Origin of the sequence: Dermacoccus sp. PE3, assembly GCF_001021715.1 — a bacterium.
Taxonomy (GTDB): Bacteria; Actinomycetota; Actinomycetes; order Actinomycetales; family Dermatophilaceae; genus Dermacoccus; species Dermacoccus abyssi.
The window spans coordinates 121,125-145,392 of sequence record NZ_LDCM01000004.1 but is presented as its reverse complement, the minus strand read 5'-3'; the positions used below and the strand labels follow the sequence as shown (position 1 = coordinate 145,392).

24 protein-coding genes are annotated in these 24,268 nt (G+C 69.4%); 16 read left to right on the top strand and 8 right to left on the bottom strand.

Annotated elements, in window-relative coordinates; translation table 11 throughout:
* Nucleotides 1–11: 11 nt before the first annotated feature.
* The gene (locus AA983_RS11055) at nucleotides 12–821 is read right to left on the bottom strand and encodes an SAM-dependent methyltransferase (protein ID WP_082128868.1); all 810 of its coding nucleotides are present in this window, start codon (nucleotides 819–821) and stop codon (nucleotides 12–14) included.
* A 104-nt stretch (nucleotides 822–925) separates the two neighbouring features.
* Between AA983_RS11055 and mshA the strand changes: the two genes are divergently transcribed.
* From mshA to AA983_RS11040, 3 genes are read left to right on the top strand one after another with little or no spacing between them, the layout of a single operon-like run.
* Nucleotides 926–2,209, top strand: a complete 1,284-nt coding sequence (gene mshA, locus AA983_RS11050; RefSeq protein ID WP_047312333.1) for a D-inositol-3-phosphate glycosyltransferase — start codon at nucleotides 926–928, stop codon at nucleotides 2,207–2,209.
* A gap of 27 nt (nucleotides 2,210–2,236) precedes the next feature.
* Entirely contained in the window at nucleotides 2,237–2,743 is a 507-nt protein-coding gene (locus AA983_RS11045; protein ID WP_047312332.1) for a YbjN domain-containing protein, read from the top strand.
* Nucleotides 2,744–2,781: 38 nt separating this feature from the next.
* Entirely contained in the window at nucleotides 2,782–3,528 is a 747-nt protein-coding gene (locus AA983_RS11040) for a phosphoglyceromutase (RefSeq protein ID WP_047312331.1), read from the top strand.
* Nucleotides 3,529–3,748: 220 nt separating this feature from the next.
* Here AA983_RS11040 and phoU read toward each other — a convergent pair whose 3' ends face one another.
* Entirely contained in the window at nucleotides 3,749–4,411 is a 663-nt protein-coding gene (phoU, locus tag AA983_RS11035; RefSeq protein ID WP_047312330.1) for a phosphate signaling complex protein PhoU, read from the bottom strand.
* Between the two features lie 191 nt (nucleotides 4,412–4,602).
* Between phoU and AA983_RS11030 the strand changes: the two genes are divergently transcribed.
* Both AA983_RS11030 and AA983_RS11025 read left to right on the top strand, forming a co-directional pair.
* Complete coding sequence (locus AA983_RS11030) at nucleotides 4,603–5,862, top strand: cell wall metabolism sensor histidine kinase WalK (protein WP_047312329.1); 1,260 nt, start codon at nucleotides 4,603–4,605, stop codon at nucleotides 5,860–5,862.
* Nucleotides 5,859–6,539, top strand: coding sequence for a response regulator transcription factor (locus AA983_RS11025; protein ID WP_047312328.1), 681 nt, complete (start codon nucleotides 5,859–5,861; stop codon nucleotides 6,537–6,539). Before AA983_RS11030 ends, AA983_RS11025 begins: the two co-directional genes overlap by 4 nt.
* Nucleotides 6,540–6,629: 90 nt before the next feature.
* Here AA983_RS11025 and AA983_RS14945 read toward each other — a convergent pair whose 3' ends face one another.
* A complete protein-coding gene (locus AA983_RS14945; protein ID WP_156170366.1) occupies nucleotides 6,630–7,184 on the bottom strand; it encodes a hypothetical protein in 555 nt (184 codons plus the stop codon).
* A gap of 223 nt (nucleotides 7,185–7,407) precedes the next feature.
* Here AA983_RS14945 and AA983_RS11015 point away from each other — a divergent pair, with 223 nt between their 5' ends.
* The 7 genes from AA983_RS11015 (at nucleotide 7,408) to rlmB (ending at nucleotide 13,499) form a co-directional block, all read left to right on the top strand.
* Entirely contained in the window at nucleotides 7,408–7,890 is a 483-nt protein-coding gene (locus AA983_RS11015; RefSeq protein WP_047312327.1) for a CarD family transcriptional regulator, read from the top strand.
* Nucleotides 7,891–7,931: 41 nt separating this feature from the next.
* Entirely contained in the window at nucleotides 7,932–8,654 is a 723-nt protein-coding gene (locus AA983_RS11010) for a 2-C-methyl-D-erythritol 4-phosphate cytidylyltransferase (RefSeq protein ID WP_369798812.1), read from the top strand.
* Nucleotides 8,651–9,151: a 2-C-methyl-D-erythritol 2,4-cyclodiphosphate synthase gene (gene ispF, locus AA983_RS11005; protein WP_047312326.1), complete on the top strand. Its 501-nt coding sequence runs from the start codon at nucleotides 8,651–8,653 to the stop codon at nucleotides 9,149–9,151. Before AA983_RS11010 ends, ispF begins: the two co-directional genes overlap by 4 nt.
* 83 nt (nucleotides 9,152–9,234) lie before the next feature.
* Nucleotides 9,235–10,320, top strand: a complete 1,086-nt coding sequence (locus tag AA983_RS11000) for an S-(hydroxymethyl)mycothiol dehydrogenase (protein ID WP_047312325.1) — start codon at nucleotides 9,235–9,237, stop codon at nucleotides 10,318–10,320.
* Entirely contained in the window at nucleotides 10,320–10,976 is a 657-nt protein-coding gene (locus AA983_RS10995) for an MBL fold metallo-hydrolase (protein ID WP_047312324.1), read from the top strand. The genes AA983_RS11000 and AA983_RS10995 overlap by 1 nt, the downstream gene beginning before the upstream one ends.
* Before the next feature lie 100 nt (nucleotides 10,977–11,076).
* Nucleotides 11,077–12,525 carry a cysteine--tRNA ligase gene (cysS, locus tag AA983_RS10990; RefSeq protein WP_047312323.1) on the top strand — a complete coding sequence of 483 codons (1,449 nt, stop codon included), beginning with the start codon at nucleotides 11,077–11,079 and terminating at the stop codon, nucleotides 12,523–12,525.
* Nucleotides 12,525–13,499: a 23S rRNA (guanosine(2251)-2'-O)-methyltransferase RlmB gene (rlmB, locus tag AA983_RS10985; RefSeq protein WP_047312322.1), complete on the top strand. Its 975-nt coding sequence runs from the start codon at nucleotides 12,525–12,527 to the stop codon at nucleotides 13,497–13,499. Before cysS ends, rlmB begins: the two co-directional genes overlap by 1 nt.
* Nucleotides 13,500–13,591: 92 nt before the next feature.
* On the opposite strand, the gene AA983_RS10980 is transcribed toward rlmB, so the two are convergent.
* From AA983_RS10980 to AA983_RS10970, 3 genes are all read right to left on the bottom strand, one after another.
* On the bottom strand, nucleotides 13,592–14,344 hold the full coding sequence (locus AA983_RS10980) for an RDD family protein (RefSeq protein WP_047312321.1): 753 nt from the start codon (nucleotides 14,342–14,344) through the stop codon (nucleotides 13,592–13,594).
* Between the two features lie 96 nt (nucleotides 14,345–14,440).
* Nucleotides 14,441–15,682 (bottom strand): DUF4032 domain-containing protein, encoded by a 1,242-nt coding sequence (locus AA983_RS10975; protein ID WP_047312320.1) that lies wholly within the window; start codon nucleotides 15,680–15,682, stop codon nucleotides 14,441–14,443.
* Nucleotides 15,683–15,807: 125 nt separating this feature from the next.
* Nucleotides 15,808–16,161 carry a TOBE domain-containing protein gene (locus tag AA983_RS10970; protein ID WP_231579590.1) on the bottom strand — a complete coding sequence of 118 codons (354 nt, stop codon included), beginning with the start codon at nucleotides 16,159–16,161 and terminating at the stop codon, nucleotides 15,808–15,810.
* Here AA983_RS10970 and AA983_RS10965 point away from each other — a divergent pair.
* A complete protein-coding gene (locus AA983_RS10965) occupies nucleotides 16,160–16,924 on the top strand; it encodes a sugar ABC transporter permease (RefSeq protein ID WP_369798798.1) in 765 nt (254 codons plus the stop codon). The two genes, AA983_RS10970 and AA983_RS10965, sit on opposite strands and share 2 nt — an antisense overlap.
* Nucleotides 16,925–17,064: 140 nt before the next feature.
* Complete coding sequence (locus tag AA983_RS10960; RefSeq protein ID WP_047312317.1) at nucleotides 17,065–18,114, top strand: LacI family DNA-binding transcriptional regulator; 1,050 nt, start codon at nucleotides 17,065–17,067, stop codon at nucleotides 18,112–18,114.
* A gap of 84 nt (nucleotides 18,115–18,198) precedes the next feature.
* Here the strand turns inward: AA983_RS10960 and otsB are convergent, their stop codons facing one another.
* Both otsB and AA983_RS10950 read right to left on the bottom strand, forming a co-directional pair.
* A complete protein-coding gene (gene otsB / locus AA983_RS10955; protein WP_156170364.1) occupies nucleotides 18,199–19,035 on the bottom strand; it encodes a trehalose-phosphatase in 837 nt (278 codons plus the stop codon).
* Nucleotides 19,032–20,450, bottom strand: coding sequence for a trehalose-6-phosphate synthase (locus AA983_RS10950; protein WP_047312316.1), 1,419 nt, complete (start codon nucleotides 20,448–20,450; stop codon nucleotides 19,032–19,034). The genes otsB and AA983_RS10950 overlap by 4 nt, the downstream gene beginning before the upstream one ends.
* Before the next feature lie 165 nt (nucleotides 20,451–20,615).
* Between AA983_RS10950 and AA983_RS10945 the strand changes: the two genes are divergently transcribed.
* Complete coding sequence (locus AA983_RS10945) at nucleotides 20,616–22,598, top strand: serine/threonine-protein kinase (RefSeq protein ID WP_156170362.1); 1,983 nt, start codon at nucleotides 20,616–20,618, stop codon at nucleotides 22,596–22,598.
* An 86-nt stretch (nucleotides 22,599–22,684) separates the two neighbouring features.
* Nucleotides 22,685–24,238, top strand: a complete 1,554-nt coding sequence (locus AA983_RS10940; RefSeq protein WP_047312315.1) for a threonine/serine exporter ThrE family protein — start codon at nucleotides 22,685–22,687, stop codon at nucleotides 24,236–24,238.
* Nucleotides 24,239–24,268 lie beyond the last annotated feature (30 nt).

Here is a 24,268-nt window from a genome sequence, read left to right as displayed (position 1 = left end):
GCACGTCCCCGTCAGGCGCGGGGCGCGACAGCCGACCAGTCGACCGTGATCTCACCCAGACGCCATCGCGTCGGGCCGTCGAGCAGTGGCCAGCCGTCGTCCTTGAGAGTCCGGGCGCTCGCCACGAAGCGCTGGCGCGCGCCGTGAGGAGCGAGCGGTGCATTGATCGCCCACGCGCGAGAGAGCGCTGCGAGGTAGGCATGCACCGGTTCGCCCGGCACGTTGCGGTGGATGAGCGACTTCACGAGCCGCGGTGCGACGTCCATGGGGTCGCCGAGGCCTGCCAAACGCAGCGAAATCGTGAAACTCACCGGGCCGTCGGGGGTGACGGCCACCCACGTGGAGAGCCGCCCGAGCTCGTCGCAGGTGCCGTCGAGGAGGAGGCCGTGCGGGGCCAGGCGCGAGCAGATCCGCTCCCACGCGCCGGCCACCTCGGACTCGTCGTACTGACGCAGGACGTTCGCGGCGCGCACGATCGTCGCGCTGCGGCCGGCGTCGAGGGGTATCTCGAAACCGCCGCGACGGAACGACAGGCCTGCGAGACCGGGGTTGTGCGCGAGCAGCTCACGCCCCTGCGCGACGCGTGAGGCCTCGATCTCGATGCCGACCGTCCGCACGTCGGGACGTACCCGCCGCAGTCGGTCGTGCAGTTCGACGGCCGTCACGGGGGAGGCGCCGTATCCGAGGTCGACGACGATCGGCGGATCGTCACTCCGGCGCAGTCGCCAGGCCTGCGGGCCGGTCAACCAGCGGTCCTGGCGGCGCAGACGGTTGGGGTTCGTCGTCCCCCGCGTCACGGCGCCAACAGGTCGGGAATGCACGGCCCCAACGTATCGTTCGACCGTTCGTGGACGAATCTCTCACCAAGCCCTTGGGTAGCGCTTCCGCGGCCCGCGACTGCAGCGGTCCCGTGCGGCACGTGGCCATGGTGAGCGTCCACACATCCCCGTTGTCGCAGCCCGGAACGGGCGACGCCGGCGGTCTCAACGTCTACGTCGTCGAGACGGCGAAGCGGTTGGCCGAGCGCGGCGTCGAGGTCGACATCTTCACGCGCCGCACGAGCGCAGCCCTCGGCGAGCAGGTGCAACTCGTGCCGGGCGTCACCGTCCACCACATCGCGGCCGGGCCATACGAGGGCCTCGGCAAGGAGGACCTGCCGGGCCAGCTCTGTGCGTTCGCCGCAGGCATGATGCGCGTCGGGGCGTCGAAGCCGGAGGGGCACTACGACCTCGTGCACTCGCACTACTGGCTCTCGGGCCAGGTGGGTTGGCTCGCCGCCGACCGCTGGCGGGTGCCGCTCATCCACACGATGCACACGATGGCGCGCGTCAAGAACGCCCAGCTCGCCGACGGCGACACCCCCGAGCCCGCCGGGCGCGAGATCGGCGAGGAGCAGGTCGTCACCGCGGCGACGAAGCTCGTCGCCAACACGCCGGGTGAAGCGCGCGAACTCATCGAGCTCTACGGCGCCGACTCGTCGAAGGTCGAGGTCGTCACGCCCGGCGTCGACCTCGACGCCTTCTCACCGACCGACGGCGCCGGTCGCCGCGAGGCACGCGTACATCTCGGCGTCGAGCCGGACGCGCAGGTCGTGCTGTTCGTCGGGCGCATCCAGCCGCTCAAGGCCCCTGACGTGCTCGTGCGTGCGGTGGCCGAACTCGTGGCCGAGCAGCCGGAGCGGCGCTCGCGGCTCCGACTCGTCGTCGTCGGTGGCCCGTCAGGTTCCGGCCTCGACAAGCCGCTCGCGCTGCAGACCTTGGCCCGCGACCTCGGCGTCAAGGACGTCGTCGACTTCGTGCCGCCCGTCGACCGCAGCGCGCTCGTTCGGTGGTTCCACGCGGCCGACGTCGTTGCGGTGCCGTCGCACAGCGAGTCCTTCGGGCTCGTCGCGATCGAGGCGTCGGCTTCGGGCACGCCCGTCGTCGCCGCCGCTGTGGGCGGGTTGCCCACAGCCGTCGGTGACGGGGGAGTGCTCGTCGAGGGCCACGATCCGCTCGACTGGGCGAGGGCCCTCGGGTCGTTGCTCGACGACGACGCCCGCCGCGCGGAACTCGGCGAGCGCGCCGTCGCCCACGCTCGTCAGTACGGCTGGGACGTCAGCGTCGATCGTCTGCTCGACATCTACGCGAACGCCTGCCACGACGACGCGAGTACGGACATCGACGCCTCGCGCGCGCTCGCGGGCGTCCCCAGCGCCATCGTTCCCTGACCCCGCCCGCCCGCGTAGGTTGGAGTTATGAGCACCGACGACCTCGTTCAGGCAGCGGAAGTGACGGTTCGGGAGTGGCTGGAGGCCTCCGAGCTGGAATGGGAACTCGGAGCGTCGAACGGCGAGTTCGTCGTCACGCTGCCGGGGGAGAAGAAGCTCAAGACGGTGACGTCGCTCGTCGTGGGGGATCGCACGCTCAAGGCGATGGCGTTCGTCGTGCGCAACCCCGACGAGAACCACGAGGAGGTCTACCGCCTCCTGCTGCAGCGCAACCTGCGAATCCCGGGGGTCGCCTACGGCATCGACGGTGCGGGCGACGTCTACCTCACCGGCCGCCTGCCGCTCGCGGGCCTCGACGGTGAGGCGCTCGACCGGCTGCTCGGCGTCATGCTCGAAGCGAGCGACGGCATCTTCAACGAGGTGCTCTCGCGCGGCTTCCTCGCGTCGATGAAGAAGGAATGGCACTGGCGCACGACGCACGGCGAGTCGACGCGCAACCTCGAGGCCTTCCGCCACCTTCTGGAGAACGACTGAACCCCGGACGCCGACGGCTCGGACGTTAGGCTGACGCCATGACGTACAAGCTGATTCTGCTCCGCCACGGCGAGTCCGACTGGAACGCGAAGAACCTCTTCACCGGCTGGGTGGACGTGCCGCTCACCGACAAGGGCCGCGCCGAGGCCGTGCGCGGCGGCGAACTGCTCAAGGAAGCCGACCTCCTGCCCGACGTCGTGCACACCTCGCTGCTGCGCCGCGCCATCATGACGGCGAACCTCTCGCTCGACGCCGCCGACCGCCACTGGATCCCGGTCAAGCGAGACTGGCGCCTCAACGAGCGTCACTACGGCGCCCTGCAGGGCAAGAACAAGAAGGAAACCCTCGAGGCCTACGGCGAAGAGCAGTTCATGACGTGGCGTCGTTCGTTCGACACCCCGCCGCCGCCCATCGAGAAGGGCAGCGAGTGGAGCCAGGACGCCGACCCGCGCTACGCCGACCTCGGTGACGCCGCGCCGCTGACCGAGTGCCTCAAGGACGTCATCGAGCGCTTCCTGCCCTACTGGGAGAGCGCCATCGTGCCCGACCTCAAGGACGGCAAGACGGTGCTCGTGGCCGCACACGGCAACTCGCTGCGCGCCATGGTCAAGCACCTCGACGGCATCAGTGACGACGACATCGTGGGCGTCAACATCCCCACAGGCATGCCGCTGTACTACGAGCTCGACGAGAACCTCACGCCCGTCACCAAAGGTGGTCGTTACCTCGACCCGGCAGCCGCCGAGGCCGCCGCAGCCGCCGTGGCGAATCAGGGCAAGGCCTGATCGCCCGAGCGCTTCATCACCTGACGGCGCCCGCCCCTTCGCGTGAAGGGGCGGGCGCCGTCGTCACACCCCGCTGGTCGTAGCTGGTGCGCTTCTGTTGATCCGGCCGCGACATATCGCCGCCAGATGGCCAGAAATGCACCAGATGCGAACAGCCGCCTGACGCGCTGACGGCCCGCCTCCCTCCGGGGAAGCGGGCCGTCAGCGGTGCGGCGAGGCGTCAGCGGGTGAGGCCCTCGTCCGGGTTGCCGTAGCGGCCGGTCACGAGGTAGACGATGCGGTCGGCCACGGCCACGGCGTGGTCGCCGTAACGCTCGTAGTAGCGCGACAGGAGGGTGGCGTTCACGCCGGCCTCCATGCCGTGCTCCCAGTCGCCGAGCAGCGTCGTGAAGACCTTCTTGTGCAGCTCGTCCATCTCGTCGTCGATGCGGCCGATCTCGACCGCGGCGTAGACGTCCTTCGAACCGATCGCGTCACCCGTCGCCTGGACGAGCTTCTCGCCCACGCGAGCCATCTCGGCGATGATCGGGCGCAGGTTCTCGGGCACGGTGACGTTGGGCGCCGACATGCGCGCGACCTTCGCGATGTGACGGGCGAGGTCGCCCATGCGCTCGATGTCGGAGCTCATGTGCATGGCCGTGACGACCATGCGCAGGTCGGTGGCCACCGGCTGCTGGCGTGCCAGCAGGTCGACGGCGAGGTCGTCGACCTCACGACGCAGGGCGTCGATGTCGTCGTCGGCCGCGATGACGCTCTCGGCGATCGTGCGGTCACCTTCGAGAAGAGCGGCGGTGGCGCGCTCGAGGGCGGTGCCGACCAGCTTCGTCATGTCGACGAGCTGATCGGAGATCTTGTCGAGGTCCTCGTGGAATGCGTCGCGCACTCGTCCTCCTTGGACTGGGCCCGGGCGGGGCGGATTCAGGGCATGGCAATGCCCAGCATGGGGGTGTTTCCGGGCGAGAGTCGCACGATTCGGTGAACGAAGACAAGCCCCGAGGTGAACACTGGGCGACGTGCCCGGAGGGAGGCGCCGAGGGTTCTGCTCCCCGGTGCCCCTGTGCGTAATCTAACGGGGTGCCAGCCATTCTCGACCTCATCACCGGTGCGGCCGTCGGCGTCCCCCTGGCCGTCGGTGGATACGCGTTCGGTCGACGCTCGTCGAGTTCCTCCGTGCGCGAACGCATGCCGTCTGCGACGCCGGCGGCCACGCCGACGTCCACCGCGCAGCCGGCTGCCGTGTCGGGAGAAGCCGAGGCGTTGTTGCGCACCCTGCGTTCGGGCTGGATGCTCGTGGACCGCTCGGATCGCGTTGCCGCGCACAGCGACGACGTCGACGCGCTCGGTCTCGTGCGTGACGTCGATCTGCGCCACGACGCGGTGCGTGACGTCGTGCGACGCTCCCGGCGCGAGAATCGCGTCATCGAGACCGACCTCAATCTGGCGCGGGGCCCCATCGAGGGTGCCGAACTCGACCTGCGGGTTCGGGTGGCGCCACTCAACGCCGACATCGTCGTCGTGCTCGTCGAGGACCGCACGCAGGCGCGTCGCATCGAGGAGACTCGCCGCGACTTCGTCGTCAACGTCTCCCACGAGCTCAAGACTCCGGTGGGCGGCCTGCGTCTGCTGGCGGAAGCCGTCGAGGACGCCGCCGACGATTCCGAGGCAGTGGCCCGGTTCGCGGCCCGCATGAAGACCGAGACCGTACGGCTGTCGAATCTCGTGCAGGAGATCGTCGACCTGTCGCGCCTGCAGGGCGCCGACACCATCGCCACGGCCAAGCCCGTCGACCTCGCCGAGTGCGCGCATCGCGCTGTCGAGGAGACGCGTCTGCTCGCCGAGGGGCGGGGCATCAGCCTGTCGGTACGCACCGACGAAGGCCCGCACCTGGTGCTCGGCGACGAAAGCCTCCTGACGACGGCCTGCCGCAACCTCGTCAACAACGCCGTCAACTACTCCGGCGACGAGACCCGCATCGTCGTCGCCGTGTCGAGCGAGGACGACGCGGTGGCCGTTGAGGTCACCGACCAGGGCGTCGGGCTGTCGGCCGCCGAGATCGAGCGAATCTTCGAGCGCTTCTACCGCGTCGACCCGGCCCGGTCGCGCCAGACCGGCGGAACCGGCCTCGGCCTGGCCATCGTCAAGCACGTGTGCGCGAACCACGGCGGGCAGATCCGCGTGTGGAGCGAACCCGGCGTCGGCTCGACGTTCGAGATGCAGATCCCCGCGTGCAACGGCGAGAGGGCCGGGCGTGAGACGTCCGAACTCGCCGACACGCCCCGTGAACCCGTGAGCGCGGCCGCCGGCCGCACTGCCGAGACGAAGGACAAGCTGTGACCCGAATCCTGGTCGTCGAGGACGAGGAGTCCTACTCCGAGCCCCTCGCCTACATGCTGAAGAAGGAAGGCTACGACGCCGTCGTCGCGGCGACGGGAACGGACGGGCTCGAGGAGTTCGAACGCTCCGGCGCCGACCTCGTGCTGCTCGACGTCATGCTGCCCGGCATGTCCGGCGTCGACGTGTGTCGGCAGCTGCGTACTCGCTCGAGCGTGCCGATCATCATGTTGACGGCCAAGGACAGTGAAATCGACAAGGTCCTCGGCCTCGAACTGGGCGCGGACGACTACGTGACGAAGCCGTACTCGGGGCGTGAACTGCTCGCCCGCATCAAGGCTGTGCTGCGCCGTCAGAGCGAGCCCGAGGAGTTCGAGCCCGACCGCCTGGAGGCCGGTCCCGTCGTCATGGACGTCGAGCGCCATGTCGTGACGGTGGGTGGTGAGCAGATCTCGATGCCGCTCAAGGAGTTCGAACTGCTCGAACTGCTCCTGCGCAACGAGGGCCGCGTGCTCACGCGCATGCAGCTGATCGACCGCGTGTGGGGTAGCGACTACGTCGGCGACACGAAGACGCTCGACGTCCACATCAAGCGTCTGCGCGCGAAGATCGAGCCCGATCCCGGTGCGCCGCGCCACATCCTCACCGTCCGAGGTCTCGGCTACAAGCTGGAGGCGTGAGCGGCCGCTCCCACACGACGAACGGCTTCGGCCTCACCCCTCGACAGGAGGGATGGGGCCGAAGCCGTTGAACGTGGTGTGACGCGGGGGTCAGTGGCCGGAGCCGTGCGACTCGTCGCCGGAGGTCTCGGACTCGGCGTGGTCCACGTCGGCGTCGCCGTACGGGTACTGGTCGAGCAGCACCGGGATGGAGACCTGCGTCGAGCCGCCCGGGGACGTCTTGAGGGTGGCCGAGATCTGGTCACCCACCTTCGCGTCGCCGAGGGAGGAGATGGTGACGGGCGAGACCTTCTTGTCGTCGTTGCCGTCGGCCTTGCCGTCGAGACGGACGCTGGAGTTCGCCGGGATGGTGACCTGGGTGTCGGCGCCGTTCACCGTGATGGTGAGCTGGCTGTCGGACGAACCCGCGTTGTACACGAGACCGGAGAGCTTGCCCTCGGAACCCTCGCCGTCGTTGACGATGAGCAGGTCAGCTGCCTGAAGGTCGCCGACGCGTGCCGAGACGCCGTCGGCGGCGTCGTACTGCAGCTCGGTGGTGTACGGGTTGATGAGCTGACCGCAGCCGGTGAGCGTGGCACCGGCCGTCACGGCCGCGAGCATCACGCCGGCGCTACGGCGCTTGGAGGTCACAATTCGTCGCGTCACGCACGCAAGACTATCGCCTCGTGAGCGACGTGGTGAGCCGGGCCTCGTGCCGGTGATCAAAACGAAACTTTTCCGAATGTTCGGCGTGTCGCGCGCCTCGCCCGTTCGGGCGGTCGATCGGGGGGCTTGCTTCGGTGTGCTATGTGCGGTTCGGCCGCCTCGCACGCCCCGGAATGGCGCGGCTGCGTGGTATCCTGGAGGTCGCGAAAGGGGCTAATACCACATGGAATTCAAAGTCGGCGCGACCGTCGTTTACCCGCACCATGGCGCAGCAACGATCGAAGAGATCAAGGTGCGCAAGATCAAGGGCGAGGACAAGCAGTACCTCGTGCTGAACGTAGCCCAGGGAGACCTGACCATCGAGGTCCCCGCCGAGAACTGCGACCTCGTCGGCGTCCGGGACGTCGTCGACAAGGAGGGGCTCGAGAAGGTGTTCGAGGTGCTGCGCGCAGAGCACACCGAAGAGCCCACCAACTGGTCGCGTCGGTACAAGGCCAACCTCGAGAAGCTCGCTTCCGGCGATGTCATCAAGGTGGCCGAGGTCGTGCGTGACCTGTGGCGCCGCGACCAGGATCGTGGTCTTTCGGCCGGCGAGAAGCGCATGCTCGCCAAGGCCCGTCAGATCCTCGTCTCCGAGCTGGCCCTCGCCGAGCACACGAACGAGGACAAGGCGGAAGCCACCCTCGACGAGGTGCTCGCGTCCTGAACGCCGGAGCAGTTGTCGTCGCTGCGGGCCTCGGCACCCGTCTGGGAGCCGGAAAGCCCAAGGCGCTCGTGACCTTGGGGGGTACGCCCCTCGTGACGCACGCCGTTCGTCGCCTCGTGGCGACGGGCGGCGTGTCGCATGTCGTGGTCGTCGTTCCGGCCTCGCACGAAGACGAATTCGCCGACGTCCTCAGCGATTTCGCCGACGGCGACGTTCCCGTTGAGATCGTGGCCGGCGGCGCGGAACGCAGTGACTCCGTCCGTTGTGGCCTGCGGGCGCTCGATCGCGAGTGCGACATCGTCCTCGTCCACGACGCCGCGCGCTGCCTTGCCCCTGTGGAGCTCACCGAGCGCGTGCTCGCGGCCCTGGCGGCCGGGGCTGACGCCGTCATTCCGGTGGTGCCGGTCGTCGACACGATCAAGGTCGTCGAGGCCACGCAGACCGCCGGGGACGACGGTGAGGACGACGGCAGGAGCGCAGAAGGCGGAGCAGCGGACGCGCCTGCGCTCGAACGCGTCGTCTCGACGCCGGTGCGCGCCGATCTGCGTGCCGTCCAGACCCCGCAGGGGTTTCGTCGTTCGGTGCTCGTGGCCGCGCATGAATCGGGGCTCGACGCCACCGACGACGCCGCCCTCATCGAACGCGCCGGGGGAGAGGTGCTCGTCGTCGACGGTGATCTCTTCGCCCTCAAAGTGACGACACCGCTCGACATCGTCGTCGCCGAACACCTGCTCGCCGACCGCTCGGAGGCCGAACCCGTATGACCAGCCAGCCCCACGTCGTCCTGCCGCGCACTGGAATCGGTGTCGACGTCCACCCGTTGGCCGACGACGAGCGGGAGCTCTCGCTCGCGGGTCTCAGCTGGCCGGGTGAGCGTGGCATCGAGGGTCATTCGGACGGTGACGTAGCCGCTCACGCCCTGTGCGACGCGCTCTTCAGCGCAGCCGGCATCGGCGATCTCGGGCAGCACTTCGGCGTCGACCGCTCCGAGCTGGCGGGCGCCAAGGGCGTCACGCTGCTCGAGGAGGCTGCTCGGCTCGTGCGGGAGGCCGGTTTCGAGATCGGCAACGCGGCCGTTCAGGTCATCGGCAACCGTCCGAAGATCGGCAAGCGCCGTGACGAGGCGCAGGTCGCTCTGTCGGCCGCGATCGGCGGCGCCCCGGTGTCGGTGAGCGGCACGACGAGTGACGGCCTCGGCCTCACCGGCCGCGGCGAGGGCATCGCCGCCGTCGCCACGGCGCTCGTCTACCCGCGCGACTGACCGTCCCTGACATGACGCGGGTCGAGGTTGTCACCGGTTCTCGCTAGGTTGGGATCAGACCCGACAACACTTGAGGAGCCGGTATGTCCCAGACCGTCAAGGGCGTCATCGCCCGTAGCAAGAACGCCGAAGTGGAAGTCGTCGACATCGTCGTTCCCGACCCCGGCCCGGGTGAGGCCGTCGTCGCGATCGAGGCGTGCGGTGTCTGCCACACCGACCTGCACTACCGCGAGGGCGGCATCAACGACGAATTCCCCTTCCTCCTCGGGCACGAGGCGGCCGGTCGCGTCGAGGCCGTCGGCGAGGGTGTGACGAACGTCGAGGTGGGCGACTTCGTCGTCCTCAACTGGCGTGCGGTGTGCGGCCAGTGCCGCGCCTGCAAGAAGGGCCAGCCCTGGTATTGCTTCGACACGGCCAACGCGACGCAGCAGATGACGCTCGCCGAGGACGGCACCGCACTGACGCCGGCGCTCGGTATCGGTGCGTTCATCGAGAAAACGCTCGTCGCGGCCGGTCAGTGCACGAAGGTCGAGGAGAGCGACGCCGCGGCGGTCGGCCTGCTCGGCTGCGGCGTCATGGCCGGTTTCGGTGCGGCCGTCAACACCGGCCAGGTGACGCGCGGTGAGTCCGTCGCCGTCATCGGCTGCGGTGGCGTGGGGTGCGCGGCCATCGCGGGTGCGAAGACCGCCGGCGCCACGACCATCATCGCCGTCGACATCGACGACGAGAAGCTCGGCAACGCCAAGGCGTTCGGCGCCACGCACACGATCAACTCGGAGAAGGACGACGCCGTCGAGAAGATCCGTGAACTCACGGGCGGCTTCGGGGCCGACGTCGTCGTGGAGGCTGTCGGTCGTCCCGAGACGTACGAGCAGGCGTTCTACGCCCGCGACCTGGCCGGCCGCGTCGTCCTCGTCGGCGTGCCGACGCCCGACATGGAGCTCACGCTGCCGCTGCTCGAGATCTTCGGCCGCGGTGGTGCGCTCAAGTCGAGCTGGTACGGCGACTGCCTGCCGGAGCGCGACTTCCCGATGCTCGTCGACCTTTACAAGCAGGGCCGCTTCCCGCTCGAGGAGTTCGTCACCGAGAAGATCGGTCTCAACGAGGTCGAGAAGGCCTTCGACACGATGAAGGGCGGCAAGGTGCTGCGTTCGGTGGTGACCCTCTGATGGCCGAATTCACCGACCAGGGCGCCGCTGTTCTCGCACACGAGGACGGCCTGCGCATCCAGCGTGTCGTCACGTCCGGCACCTTCGAACTCGACGGTGGCAGCTGGGACGTCGACAACAACGTCTGGCTCATCGGCGATGACCGGGAGGTCGCCGTCGTCGACCCGGCCCACGACGCAGCCCCGATCCTCGACGCCGTTGCGGGCCGCACGGTCGTCGGCATCTGGTGCACGCACGCCCACAACGACCACATCACTGCGGCCGGTGACGTCCGCGAAGCCACGGGGGCACCCGTGTTCCTCCACCCCGAGGATCGCGTCCTGTGGGACATGACGCACGAATGGCAGCCCGACGAGGCGCTCGCCGACGGCGATGAGCTCACGGTGGCCGGCACGAGCGTCCGCGTCATTCACACGCCGGGACACGCTCCGGGTGCGGTGTGCTTCTTCGTCCCCGCGCTCGGCGCGGTGCTCACCGGAGACACCCTGTTCCAGGGCGGGCCGGGGGCGACCGGTCGCTCCTACTCCGACAAGCCGACGCTCGTGGCGTCGATCCGCGAGAAGCTGTTCACCCTGCCCGGCGACACCGTCGTGCTCACGGGCCACGGCGACTCGACGACGCTCGCCGCCGAAGAGGTCGGCCTCGAGGACGAGTGACCCACTCCTGCGGGTTCTCGCCCCGGATCCACCTGCAGTCGATCCGGGGCGCGAACGTGGCCGGGCGAGCACGCCTGCGGAGGCCGATAGAATCGGGCCTGTGACTCTGCAGATCTTCGACACCGCCACTCGCGAGCTTCGCGACTTCGAACCCGTGAACCCCGGCAAGGTCGGCATCTACATCTGCGGCCTCACCACGCAGGGCTCACCGCACATCGGCCACCTGCGCTTCGCCGTCGCGTTCGACGTGCTGCGCAACTGGCTGACGCGCGGGCACGGCTACGACGTCACGCTGGTGCGCAACGTCACCGACATCGACGACAAGATCCTGCGCAAGTCCGCCGAGGCGGGCGAGCCGTGGTTCGCATGGAGCTACCTGCACGAACGCGAGACGAGCGACGCGCTCGACACCCTCGGCGTCAAGCGACCCACGTACGAGCCGCGTGCCACCGGGCACGTCACCGACATGGTCGAGCTCATGGAGATGCTCATCGAGCGAGGCCACGCCTACCCGGCGTCCGACGGCTCCGGTGACGTCTACTTCGACGTCAAGAGCTTCCCCGAGTACGGCTCCCTCACGCGTCAGAACCTCGACGACATGGAGGCTGCGGGCGACGCAGATCCGCGTGGCAAGAATGATCCGCGCGACTTCGCCCTGTGGAAGGGGCGCAAGGACGACGAACCCGCCTCCGCGAACTGGCCCACGCCCTGGGGTGAAGGCCGCCCGGGCTGGCACCTCGAGTGCTCCGCCATGGCGCGACGCTGGCTCGGTGACACGTTCGACATCCACGGCGGCGGTATCGACCTGCGCTTCCCGCACCACGAGAACGAGCAGGCCCAGTCGCACGCCGCGGGCCTCGGCTTCGCGCGCTACTGGATGCACAACGGCTGGGTCACCCTCTCCGGCGAGAAGATGAGCAAGTCGCTCGGCAACACCCTCGCCGTCAACGAACTGACGAAGACGGTGCGGCCCATCGTCGTGCGCTACTACCTCAGCGCCGTCCACTACCGCTCGACGATCGAGTACACGCCGGACTCGCTCGCCGAGGCTGCGGCTGCGGTCGAGCGCATCGAGGGCTTCCTGCGTCGTGCGCTCGGCGCCGACGCCGTGCTCACGAGCGACGACGTCGCCGGTGTGGAACTGCCGCGCGCCTTCGTCGAGGCCATGGATGACGACATCAACGTCTCCGGTGCGCTCGCGGCCTGCTTCGACGCCATCCGCGAGGGCAACACCGCCATCGACGAGGCCGACGTGGAGCGCGTCGAGAAACTCGCCATGCAGGTCGCCGCCATGACGGACGTGCTCGGCGTCAACCCGCTCGACCCGCAGTGGTCGGGTCGTTCGGCCGGCGGCCAGGACGAGGCGATGGACGCCCTGGGCGCCCTCGTCGAAGCGCTCGTCGAACAGCGCAAGGCCGCCCGCGCAGCGAAGAACTTCGAGGCGGCCGACACCATCCGCGACCAGCTGGCCGACGCCGGCGTCGTGGTCGAGGACACCCCTGACGGCGCGCGCTGGAGTCTCGCGCGGCAGGGCGGAAAGGACAACTGATGGCAGGCAACTCCTCGCGCCGAGGCGCGATTCGCAAGGGCAGTTCGAAGAAGGGCATGACGGTCGGCAGCGGTGGCCAGCGCCGCCGCGGCCTCGAGGGCAAGGGCCCGACGCCGAAGGCGGAGGAACGCCCGAACCACAAGGCGTACAAGTCCGCGGCCCGATCGGGCGCGGCCCAGGGCGCCCCGAACGGACGACGTTCGAGCGGGGCCCGCCGTGAGCGCACCTCGAGCGAGGTCATCGCCGGGCGCAACTCGGTGCTCGAGGCGCTACGCGTGGGCGTGCCCGCGACGACGCTCTACGTCGCGAGCCGCATCGACTCCGACGACCGTGTGCGCGAGACGCTCAAGATCGCCACGGAGCAGGGCGTGCCGATGCTCGAGACGCCGCGCGGCGAACTCGACCGCCTCACCGACGGCGCCGTGCACCAGGGCCTGGCGCTGCAGGTACCGCCGTACGACTACGCCCACCCGGGCGACCTCATCGACCCGGAGCTGCCCGGCACGCCGCTCGTCGTCGCGCTCGACGGCATCACCGACCCCCGCAACCTCGGCGCCATCGTCCGCTCGACGGCGGCCTTCGGTGGCCACGGCGTCGTCGTCCCGCAGCGACGCAGCGCCGGCATGACCGCGTCGGCCTGGAAGACCTCGGCCGGCGCAGCTGCGCGCATCCCGGTGGCTCAGGCGAGCAACCTCACGGCGGCGCTCAAGGACTTCAAGAAGGCGGGCTTCTTCGTCATCGGCCTCGACATGGACGGTGACGTCGACCTGCCCGGCCTCGAGCTGGCGGACCGCCCGCTCGTCGTCGTCGTCGGTTCCGAGGGCAAGGGCCTCTCGCGTCTCGTCGCGGAGACCTGCGACCAGATCGTGTCGGTGCCGATGAGTTCCTCCGTCGAGTCGCTCAACGCAGGCATCGCCACGAGCGTCACGCTGTACCAGGTGGCCGTGAACCGCGGGCTGGGCTCGACGCGCTGACACTGCGCCGAACAGCGCGGCTGCATCACGCGAAACACGAGGAGCGCCCCGACCGATCCGGTCGGGGCGCTCCTCGTTCGTGCGTGAGGCGATCAGCTGTTCGGCTTCTCCACGACGACCGAGTTCATGATCTTGTCGGCGAAGGTCTGACGCTTGGTGTCCCACAGCGGCCACAGGTAGCCGATGTTGCACGGAAGCGAGTCGAGGAAGTGTGCGAGCCCACGCACGAACGTCATGCCGGCGCCGAGGGGGTGACCGGTCTGCTCCGAGAGGAGCGTGATACCGGTCCACTTCTTGCCGAGGCTCTGGCCCGTCGTGCCCTGACGGAACACAAGGTTCCAGATGGAGAACGCGAAAACCACGAGATAGCACAGCATCCCGAGAGCCAAGGCGCCCGTGCTCGGGCTGCCCGTGGTGGTCGTGTTGCCGTACACGTCGTTGGAGGTCTCGAGGTCGCTCATCGACGTGCCCATCGCAATGGCGGCGATGATGATGAACGGCATCATGATCAGGGTGTCGAGGAGGTACGCGAGGACGCGCTTGCCCCAGTGCGCGTAGGGCATCGGGGCCTGGGCCATGGCACCGAACTGCTGCTGGCCGTAGCCAGGCTGCGCGCCGTACGCGGGCTGGCCGTACTGCTGGCCGCCCTGGCCGTACGCGTCGTGCCCTTGCTGGCCGTATGGCTGCTGCCCGTAGTGCTGGTTGCCCTGCTGACCGTACGCGTCGTGTCCCGGCTGCTGGCCGTAAGGCTGCTGCCCGTACTGACCGCCGTTGTTCTGGCCGTGCGCATTGGCGTTGAACTGGTCTCCGAGGCCGCCCGGACCGTGCGGATCGTTGGTGCTCACTGTTCCTCCACCCTTGTGGTTCGTTATGTCCTGGCGCACACGCTAGCCCGTTCGGGCTGGCCTTGGCCGAAGGCGTACCGCACTAGGACGCACGGATCAGGGGTTGAGATCCATCTGCATCGGTGTCATGTCGGGCGCGATGACGTTCTTCTCGTCCGGCTTCGTGGGAAGGATGTGCTTCACGTAGTCGACGACGGCCTGTTCGATCGTCACGTCGTGGCGCTGTCGCTCCGACATGTACCAGCGGTGCTCGAGCACCTCGTGGAAGATCTCGGCGGGTTCGAGTTTGCCGCGCATCTCGGGCGGTACGGAGCGCGTGACGGGCTCGTAGATCGTGGCCAGCCAGTCGCGGGCGACGGCCTCCTCGTCGTCGTTCTGACGGTTCTTGCTCGCGGTGAAGCTCACGAGGTCGTTGAGCAGGCGACGCGCCTGGTTCTCGCCGACCTCGAGGCCCGTGAGGTGGCGCAGACGGCGTGAGTGGTAGCCGGCTTCCACGATCTGCGGTTTGATCTGCATCGTCGTGCCGTCGATGTCGGTGGTGATGTCGAGTTCACCGACGTCGAAGCCGAGCTCGTTGAGAGCCCGGATGCGTTCCTCGACACGCCAAGCCTCGCTGGCGTCGAAGCGTTCGGTGTCGGTGATCGCCCGCCAGAGCTCGTGATAGCGCTCGACGATGGTGTTGCTCACCTCGATGGGGTCCATGTCCTCCGGAAGCATGCCGCCGGCTTGGAGATCCATGAGTTCGCCGGCGATGTTGACGCGGGCGATGTCGAGGTCGTGCTCACGCTGACCGTCGGAGAGCTGATCGCGCAGTTCGCCGGTCTCGGCGTCGACGAGGTACGCGGCGAACTCACCGGCGTCGCGGCGGAAGAGGGCGTTCGACAAGGAGACGTCGCCCCACCAGAAACCGACGAGGTGCACCTTGACGAGCAGCACGGCGAGGGCGTCGATGAGCCGTGTGGCGGCGTCGGGGCGCAGCGTCTGGCTGATCATCGCCCGGTAGGGCATGGAGAACTGCAGGTGACGGGTGAGCAGGCAGGCGTCGAGGGGAGAGCCGTCGGGGGCGGTTCGGCCGGTGACGACGGCGATGGCTTCCACACACGGCAGATGCAGGCGGCGCAGCTGCTTGAGCATGTTGTACTCGCGCAACGCGATGTCGCTCTTGATCTCCTTGACGGCCAACACGCGGCCGTCGACGCGGGCGAAACGCACGATGTGACGCGAGATGCCGCGGGGGAGGGCAGCCAGACGGTCGGCGGGCCACTCCTCGAGCGGGGTGCTCCACGGCAGACTGAACAGCGCCGGGTAGGGCCGTGAGGCCTTGATGTCGAGTGCCACCGCGTCATTCTCCCATCTGGCATAGGTGTGCCGGTTCCGCGCGCTCCGCGTGTCCACCAGCCGAGCTCCGAACGCGCGTGAGGGGCGCCGCAGGCTGCGGCGCCCCTCACCTCGTGCAGTGCGGGTCAGTCGTTGACGCGCTCGCCCGTCTCGACGTCGAAGAGGTGGATGTGGTCGGTCTTCGGCGCGAAGAAGATCGTGTCGCCCTTCTTCGGGGGACGGCGGCCGTCGACGCGAGCCATGACCTGGTACTCCTCGCCGTCTGCCTGCGTCTTGCCGTAGACGTATGCGTCGGCGCCGAGCTCCTCGACCATGACGACGTCGACCTTGAGCCCTTCGTCGGCCGGCGCGAGATCCTCGGGTCGAATGCCGAGCGCGAAGAAGGCGGTGGTTCGCGGAAGCTTCCGGGACGTGTGGTGGCGCCACGCCCTCGCGCTGCTGGCGCTCGCCTTCGCGCTGTTCCCGATCGTGTTCCTCATGTCGGCCGCATTCAACCCGGCCGGCACGCTGAGCTCGACGGGCCTGCTGCCGAGCGGCTTCTCGCTCGACAACTTCACGGCGCTGTTCACCGACGAGTCGCACCCGTTCGTCACGTGGTACAAGAACGCGCTCATCATCGCGTTCGTCGGGTCGACCCTGTGCGTCTTCATCGGCGCCTGTGCGGCCTTCGCGGTCTCGCGCCTGCGGTTCAAGGGCCGGCGTGCGATGCTGCTGGCCCTCCTGCTGCTGCAGATGTTCCCGGCACTGCTCGCCTTCGTCGGCCTCTACATCACCTTCACGAAGATCGGCGAGGTGCTGCCGCTGTTCGGCCTCAACACGCTGTGGGGCCTCATCCTCGTCTACATGGGCGGTGCGATGGGTTCCAACGTGTGGCTGCTCAAGGGCTACTTCGACACCGTGCCGAAGGAACTCGACGAGGCCGCGCACGTGGACGGTGCCTCACACGCCCGCGTCTTCTTCTCCCTGACGCTGCCGCTCGTGCGACCGATCCTCGTGACGGTCTTCATGGTGACGTTCGTGGGCCTGTTCGGTGAGTTCCTGCTCGCGAGCATCTTCCTCACCGACGTGTCGAAGCAGACGCTCGGCGTGGGTCTGTACGGCATGACCTTCGGTCAGCAGCGCAACGCCCTGTTCGGGCAGTTCGCTGCGGGCGCGCTCCTGTGCTCGCTGCCCATCATGGGCCTCTACCTCGCGTTCCAGAAGCAGCTCATCGGAGGACTCACCTCGGGCTCCGTCAAGTGAGTGTCCCGCCACCCGCCACTGCCGCCGGGCGCCTCACGGCCTCGGCGGCAGTGGCGTCTCCCGTCGAAGGTCGAGACACATCATTTCGGAGGGAGGCGCGAACTGTACGGTCGACGTACGCGTCGAGTTCTGGGGGAGACATGGCGAACGTGCATGGCGAGGGGGGCTCGCCGCTGCGACTGTTGGAGATCGCGGAGGCGGCTGGGGTGTCGCAGGCGACCGTGAGCCGAGTGCTCAACAACAAGTCGGGCGTCGCCGAGGCCACCCGACAGAGCGTCCTCACCGCGGTCGACGTGCTCGGGTACTCGCGCCCCTCGAACCTGCAGCGTGCGGGCACTGGGGCGATCGGCCTCGTCGTGCCCGAGCTCGACAACCTGATCTTTCCGGCCCTCGCTCAGGCCGTGACGACCCGACTCGCCGCGGAGGGGTACACGGCGGTTCTATGCCCGACGAGCGCGGGCGGCGTGCAGGAGGACGAGTACCTCTCGATGCTGCTCGAGCGAGGCGTCGCGGGCATCGTCCAGGTGAGCGGGCGCCACGCCGACACCACGGCGTCCGTGGCGCGCCAGCGCGAGATGCTCGAGGCCGGTCTGCCGCTCGTGCTCATCAACGGACACCGCGAGGATCTGCCGGCGCCGTCGCTCTCGACCGACGACGGCGCGGCGATCCATCTCGCCGTCGAACACCTGCGTCGCCTCGGCCACGACCGCATCGGGTTGGCCGTCGGGCCGGCTCGCTACATTCCCTCGATCCGCAAGACGCAGGCCTTCCGTGAGATCGCGGCCGCCCAGACTTTCGAGGTGCTCGTCGAGCACACGTGGTTCACGCTGGAAGGCGGTGAACTGGCGACTCGTCGGCTCGTCGCGCGCGGGGTCAGCGCGATCATCTGCGGTTCGGACCTCATGGCGCTGGGTGCCATCCGAGCGGCACGCCTCGAGGGTCTCGACGTCCCCGGTGACCTGTCGGTCGTCGGCTACGACGGTTCGATGATGTGCGAACACACCGCACCGCCGCTGACGACGGTGCGCCAGAACGTCGCCGCACTGGCAGCGGGCGCCGTCGACATCCTCGTGCAGCAGATCAAGGGGCAGGCGAGCGAACACGACGAGGTGGTGTTCGCTCCCGAACTCGTCGTGCGCGCCTCGACAGGTCCGCACACGGGCGCCGTGAGGGTTCACTCGAGCACCTGACGCAGGGGGGGGCGCCTGACGCACTTCGAGTCAGCTCAGATCGCATCACGCGAACCGGAGTGCGCCACGCGGACGCAAGGCGCCTCAGCGGGCTCTGAGGGCTGCAAGCAGTGTGTCCAACAGCGTCGGCATGACCTCGCACGTCTCGACGCGGTGGGCGGCGGCCGTATCGCCCTCACCCACCTTGACCGTGACGTGGCCCTCGGCTGCGTCGAGTGCCTCGAAGACCGTTTCGTCCGTGACGTCGTCACCGAAGTATGCGACGGCGTCCGCGCCCACCTTCTGGGCCAGTGCGGCCAGTGCGCTGCCCTTCGTCACGTCGAGCACCGACAGTTCTACGACCGACTTGCCGCGCATGGCCCGCACGCCGGGCACGTCCTCGGGCACGGCCAGCGCAGCGGCGGTGGCGCGAGCAGCTTCGGCGTCGTCCATGCCGCGCGTGTGCAGCACGACGCCGGCGGGCTTGTGCTCGACGCGCGCGTCGCCAAACCGCTCGACGACGGCCTCCAACGCGTGGGTGGCACCCTCGAGTGCCGCTTGCTCGGCCTCGCCCAGGCCGGAGGACGGCATCGACGAGCCGTCGGTGAGCGGCTCGCTCGACTCCCCACCGTGGCTTCCGACGAGCACGATCCCGTCAGACGCCGCGAGCCCCGTCAGCTCGCCCAGCGTTGCGAGGTCGCGCCCCGAGACGACGGCCACGTCAACCTCGGGCAGCTCCGCCAGCGCGCGTAATGCTTCGACGGTGCCCGGCTGCGGGCGCGAACTCATCGGGTCGAGGACGAGGGGGGCGAGCACGCCGTCGAAGTCCGAGGCCACGAGCACTCGAGGCTCTCGCGCGAAGTGCTCGATCGCCGCGCGCAGGTCGACGGGCAGCCCGGCGTCAGACCGCTGATCCTTCATCGGGGGCGTCGACTCGCTCACGAGTTGTCGCTCTCGTCCTCGGGCCGCGCTGGTGCGGCCTCGAGAGCCGCGAGGTAGTGCTTGGCCCACTCCTGCACCGTGGCGGTGGACACGGTCGAACGCAACGCGTCCATACGGCGCTCGCGGTCCTCCTCCGTCGCCGTGATGGCCCGCATGATGACCTGCTTGAGGCCGGCCAGATCGTGCGGGTTGCACGTGTAGGCCTCGCTCAGTTCGGTTGCCGCGCCGGTGAACTCCGAGAGCACGAGTGCGCCGTCGGCGGGGCAGCACGTGACGTACTCCTTCGCGACGAGGTTCATGCCGTCGCGCAGCGGCGTGACGAGCATGACGTCGGCAGCGGCGAACATCGCGGCCATCTCGGCGCGGTCGAACGACTGGTGCATGTAGGTGAGCGCCGTGGCGCCGATGCTCGAGAAGTCACCGTTGATGCGCCCGACGGTGAGTTCGACCTGATCGCGCAGATCCATGTACGCCTTGACCCGCTCACGGCTAGGCGTCGCGACCTGGATGAGCTTGTGACGCTTCGGGTCGAGCTGACCGTCGGCGAGCAGCTCGCCGAAGGCCTTGAGGCGATGACGGATGCCCTTCGTGTAGTCGAGGCGGTCGACGCCGAGCAGGATCTTGTCCGGGTTGCCGAGCTGTTCGCGGATCTCGCGGGCGCGTGCCTGCACCTCGTCGCTCTCGAGCACCTCGCGCAGGCCCGCGGTGTCGATGGAGATCGGCACCGCCGTGGCGCGCACCGCACGGTCACCAAGGTCGACGACGCCACCGGTGACCTCGAGCTCGAGGTACTGACGCACGGCGCGCAGGAAGTTGCCCGCGTCCTCGGTGCGCTGGAACCCGAGGAAGTCGGCACCGAGCAGGCCCTCGAGGATCTCCTCGCGCCCCGGCAGCTGCGCGAACAGTTCGACGGCGGGGAAGGGGATGTGGTTGAACCACCCGATGCGCAGGTCGGGGCGCAGCTCACGCAGCATCTGCGGCACGAGCTGGAGCTGGTAGTCGTGCACCCACACGGTGGCGCCTTCGGCGGCCACGTCGGCGCACGCCTGGGCGAAACGCTTGTTCACCGTGCGGTAGGCCGAACGCCAGCTCCGCTTGAACGTCGGCGAGACGATGACGTCGTGGTAGACGGGCCACAGCGTGTCGTTGCTGTGCCCTTCGTAGTACTCGGCGACCTCCTGCTCCGACAGCGGCACGGGGTGGAGGTGCATGCCGGCGTCGTCGAAGGGCTCCGGAGCCTCGCCTGGGTCACCCGCCCAGCCGACCCAGGCGCCTTCACGCCCGCGCATCACGGCGTCCATGGCGGTGACGAGACCGCCCGGCGAACGGCGCCACTCCTCGTTTCCGTCCTCGCCGGTGACGCGGTCGACGGGTAGGCGGTTGGCGGCGACGACGAAGTCGTACGTGTGGCTCATCGGATTGCTGGCTCCCCGTGTTCGCTGGTGCTCGCCCGGCGACGAACTCCCGCTCGATCACCGGTGATTCGAGGTTATCGCGCCTCGGTGACGAACGGGTTGCCACCGCGTGACACGGGCACGCCGATACAGCGGAAGTTCAAGGAGGCGCCCTACGGTGGGGTCATGACGCCTCTCGACAACGCTGGTGACGCCCGACGCGGCGGGCACCGTCTGCCCCGTCCGCGCCGCGCCGAAGCCGACGAGTCGACCCAGCGCACCACGTGGGGAGCAGCAGCGGATGGCGACGCCACGCGGGCGGCGCCGCCGCGCGATCGTGACGACGAGGCCACCCGCGTCAGTTCACGCCGCCCGGAGGGGAACGACCGGATGGTGGGGCGCTTCGAGCTCGCGGAGAAGATCGGTGAGGGCGGCATGGGCGTCGTGTACCGAGCGATCGACACCGCCGACCCGCGTCGTCGTGAGGTCGCCGTCAAGGTTCTTCGCCCGCACATCGCCTACGACCCCGATGCGCGCACGCGTCTCGCGCGCGAGGTCGACACGCTCGAGCGCGTCCACCACCCCAACGTCGCTGCCGTCATCACCGCCGATCCGCACGGCGAGCGTCCCTACATCGCCACCGAGTACGTACCCGGTGACCCCCTCGACAAGGTGGTCGACGAGCGCGGTCCCCTGGGCGCGGAGGAGATGGCCGACCTCGGGCGCAGCCTCGCCGACGCCATTCGCGCCATCCACGCCGCAGGTGTCGTCCACCGCGACCTCAAGCCGAGCAACGTGCTCATGGTGGGTCGACGCCCCGTGCTCATCGACTTCGGCATCGCGCACATCGCCGACGACGCGCGCCTCACCTCGACCGGCCTCGTCATGGGTACCCCCGGCTACCTCTCGCCGGAGCTCGTCGAGGGCGCCCCGGTCTCCACGTCCACGGACTGGTGGGGGTGGGCGGCAACGCTCGCCTTCGCCGCCCAGGGGGAGCCGCCCTTCGGGCGCGGGCCGATGCCGGCCGTCCTCGACCGCGTGACGCGGGGGCAGGCCAACCTCACCGGCGTCGACGCGCGTCTCCGGCCGCTGCTCGCGGCCGCGCTCAGCCCCGTGCCGGGGGAGCGACCCTCGGCCGGCCAGGTCGTCGACCAGATGGAGCGCTACGCCCGCGGCGAACCGACGACCGTGGTTCCTGTGCGCGAGCCCGCAGCCCCGGCGCCCGCCGCCCCAGGCCCGGCCGCCACCTCCGTCATGCCGGTCGTCGACGCTACCCGTGTCGCTCCCGTGAGCGAGCGCCCCGTCGCATCGCGACCGCAGCAGTTGGCGTACGACGGCCCGACGCAGCGTTCGGGCGGGGCGCCCCAGGCGGCGCCTGCCTACGGCCAGTTCGGTCAGTCGCGTGGCGCGAACGGGCAGCCGCAACCGGCGCCGGCCGTGCCGCCGCAGCAGGGCCCGTACGGCGGCGCGCCGCAGAACGGTGCGCGCCCCTACCGCCCGGGTTCGGCGGTCAAGGCGCAGAGCCGCCCCGGCGAGCACGATCCGCGGATCAACCTGCCACACCGCTCGGGCACGCTGCAGGCGATGTTCTTGCTCTGGGTCGGCCTCACGGCGCTCGTGCCCGTCGTCGGACTCGTCCTGCTCATCGTGTGGAACGTCGCGGCGCGTTTCAGCGACTCGACGATCACGCAGACCGTCCTTCGCCGCTACGAGGCCGGGCGACGAAAGAGCGACGGCGCCGTCGCCGTGGCCAGTTCGCCCTGGCATCTGCTGCGCGCTCTCGTCTCGACGCTCGCGGCCCTCGTGCTCCCCGCACTCGTCTTCGCGTGCGTCGGTTCGCTCGTGGCCATCGGCTGGGCCATGGTGCGCGGTGACGGCGTCGCACGGGCGTGGTGGGCACTGCCCATCGTCGCGGGGGCCGTGGCGGGTCAGTGGACGATGTGGCGCGGCGCCGGGTCCGTCGGCTATCGCCGGGGTTCACGTTCGGTCGTGCGGGCGCTCGTCCCGGAGTCGGCTGGCAGGATCGTGGCGCCCGCGCTCGCCGGTCTCGGCCTGTTCATGCTCGTCGGCTCGTTCATGCAAGGCGGCGACATCTCCTGGGTTCCGCTCACCGGCGGCATCACCGATCCGCTCGCGGAGTACCTGCCGGCGTCCGGCCTCGGCAACTGATCCGTTGACGCTTCGGGCCCCGTTCCACAGCCCACCCACAGCGCGGGCCCACGGTCGGTCGAGGCCCACGAACTATTCTTCGAGGCATGGCGCAGTACGGACGGGATCAGTCGAGCACGGGGCCCAACCCCTCGAGGGACTCGTCCAGCACGCCGACCCCGGGGTTGCCGCCACGGATGCGCTTCCTGCGCAGCGAGCCGGTCACCGAGCCGCTGCCCATCGCCGACGCGCTCAAGCGCACGCCCTATCGCGACCCGAACGTCATGGGCGGGCCGGACGACGACACCGAGCAGCAGAAGGCGCTCGACATCGCCGCCCGTGTGGGCGAGTTGCTCCTCCGCTGTGGCGCGAGCACGCGTGACGTCGAGGCGAGCGTCGTCGCCGTCGCGGCATCCGCGGGCCTGCGCCGCCTCGAGGTCGACATCACGAACCAGTCCTTGTTGTTGCAGAGCCCGTCGACGAACGGCCGTCAGCCCCTCACGATGTTGCGTGTCGTGCGCTCCTCGACGCGCGACTTCTCTCGGCTCATGGCCGTGCACCAGTTCGTCGAGTCGCTCGTGTCCGGTGGCCTGGATCTCGACGAGGCGACGAAGGAACTGAAGCGCATCCAGAGGATGCCGCGCCTCTACCCGCGGTGGCTCGTCTCGGTTGCCTTCGGTGGTCTCGCGGCATCCGTCGCAACGATCCTCGGCGGCGGCTGGATGGCCGTCGCCGTCGCGTTCGTCTCCGCCGTGCTCGTCGACCGAGTGGGCCGACGCCTGAGCAACGCCGGTGTCCCCGCCTTCTACGGCGCCGCCGCCGGCGGTCTCATCTCGACGGCCCTCGCGTGGTTCGCCTACATGTCGCACCAGAGCCGCGTCGTGGGGGAGTTCGTCGCCCACAACCTGCCCGGCACGATGTCGACGGCCGACTTCGCCTATGCCATCTCGGGCGGCATCGTCGCGCTCCTGCCCGGTCGTCAGATGGCCTCCGCGGTCGAGGACGCCGTCACCGGCTACCCCGTCACGGCGTCGGGTCGTGTTCTCACTGTCATCCTCGACTGCGCGGGAATCACCGTCGGCGTCGGTGCCGGTCTGGCGCTGACGCTGAACCTCGACCGGGCGCTCGACCTCAGCCTCCAATCGCCCGGCTCCCTGCGCTTCGACATGCCGCCCACGGTCCTGCTCCTGCAGGTGGCGTGCGGTGCCATCGGTGCGGCGTGTGCCGCCGTCACGATGCGCTCCCGCGTGCGGATGCTCCTGCCGACAGCTGCGGCGGGAGCCCTCGGCGTCGTCGGGGTTGCGCTGCTGACGCGTTATGTCGGGATCGGGGCGACGACGGCCACGGCGGTCGCTGCCGTCAGCGTCGGGTTCTCCGCGCGGCTCGTGGCGCTGCGCCTCGGTGCGCCCGCCCTCGTCATCGTCATGCCGGCGGTCTCGCCGCTGCTGCCGGGCCTGCGGATCTTCCGGGGCATGTACGAGTCGGTCTCCGGGTCGGTCATCGGCGCCACCAAGGTGGCCCAGTCCGGCGTGGGTGTGACGACGATGCTCGGCGCCGTCGGAGTGGCCCTCGCGATCAGCACCGGACTGGTGCTCGGCGACGTGCTCTCGGCCCCGCTCGACAAGCCGCTGGTACGCCGTCGACGAGCCCGCCGGCGCTGACATCACGCGGATTTTGTGTGATCTGCATCA

Coding starts and splice junctions, on each gene's coding strand:
- mshA (WP_047312333.1), top strand. CDS start 926: ATGGTGAGCGTCCACACATCCCCGTTGTCGCAGCCCGGAACGGGCGAC.
- AA983_RS11045 (WP_047312332.1), top strand. CDS start 2,237: ATGAGCACCGACGACCTCGTTCAGGCAGCGGAAGTGACGGTTCGGGAG.
- AA983_RS11040 (WP_047312331.1), top strand. CDS start 2,782: ATGACGTACAAGCTGATTCTGCTCCGCCACGGCGAGTCCGACTGGAAC.
- AA983_RS11015 (WP_047312327.1), top strand. CDS start 7,408: ATGGAATTCAAAGTCGGCGCGACCGTCGTTTACCCGCACCATGGCGCA.
- ispF (WP_047312326.1), top strand. CDS start 8,651: ATGACCAGCCAGCCCCACGTCGTCCTGCCGCGCACTGGAATCGGTGTC.
- AA983_RS11000 (WP_047312325.1), top strand. CDS start 9,235: ATGTCCCAGACCGTCAAGGGCGTCATCGCCCGTAGCAAGAACGCCGAA.
- AA983_RS10995 (WP_047312324.1), top strand. CDS start 10,320: ATGGCCGAATTCACCGACCAGGGCGCCGCTGTTCTCGCACACGAGGAC.
- rlmB (WP_047312322.1), top strand. CDS start 12,525: ATGGCAGGCAACTCCTCGCGCCGAGGCGCGATTCGCAAGGGCAGTTCG.
- AA983_RS10965 (WP_369798798.1), top strand. CDS start 16,160: ATGTCGGCCGCATTCAACCCGGCCGGCACGCTGAGCTCGACGGGCCTG.
- AA983_RS10970 (WP_231579590.1), bottom strand. CDS start 16,161: ATGAGGAACACGATCGGGAACAGCGCGAAGGCGAGCGCCAGCAGCGCG.
- AA983_RS10960 (WP_047312317.1), top strand. CDS start 17,065: ATGGCGAACGTGCATGGCGAGGGGGGCTCGCCGCTGCGACTGTTGGAG.
- AA983_RS10950 (WP_047312316.1), bottom strand. CDS start 20,450: ATGAGCCACACGTACGACTTCGTCGTCGCCGCCAACCGCCTACCCGTC.
- AA983_RS10945 (WP_156170362.1), top strand. CDS start 20,616: ATGACGCCTCTCGACAACGCTGGTGACGCCCGACGCGGCGGGCACCGT.
- AA983_RS10940 (WP_047312315.1), top strand. CDS start 22,685: ATGGCGCAGTACGGACGGGATCAGTCGAGCACGGGGCCCAACCCCTCG.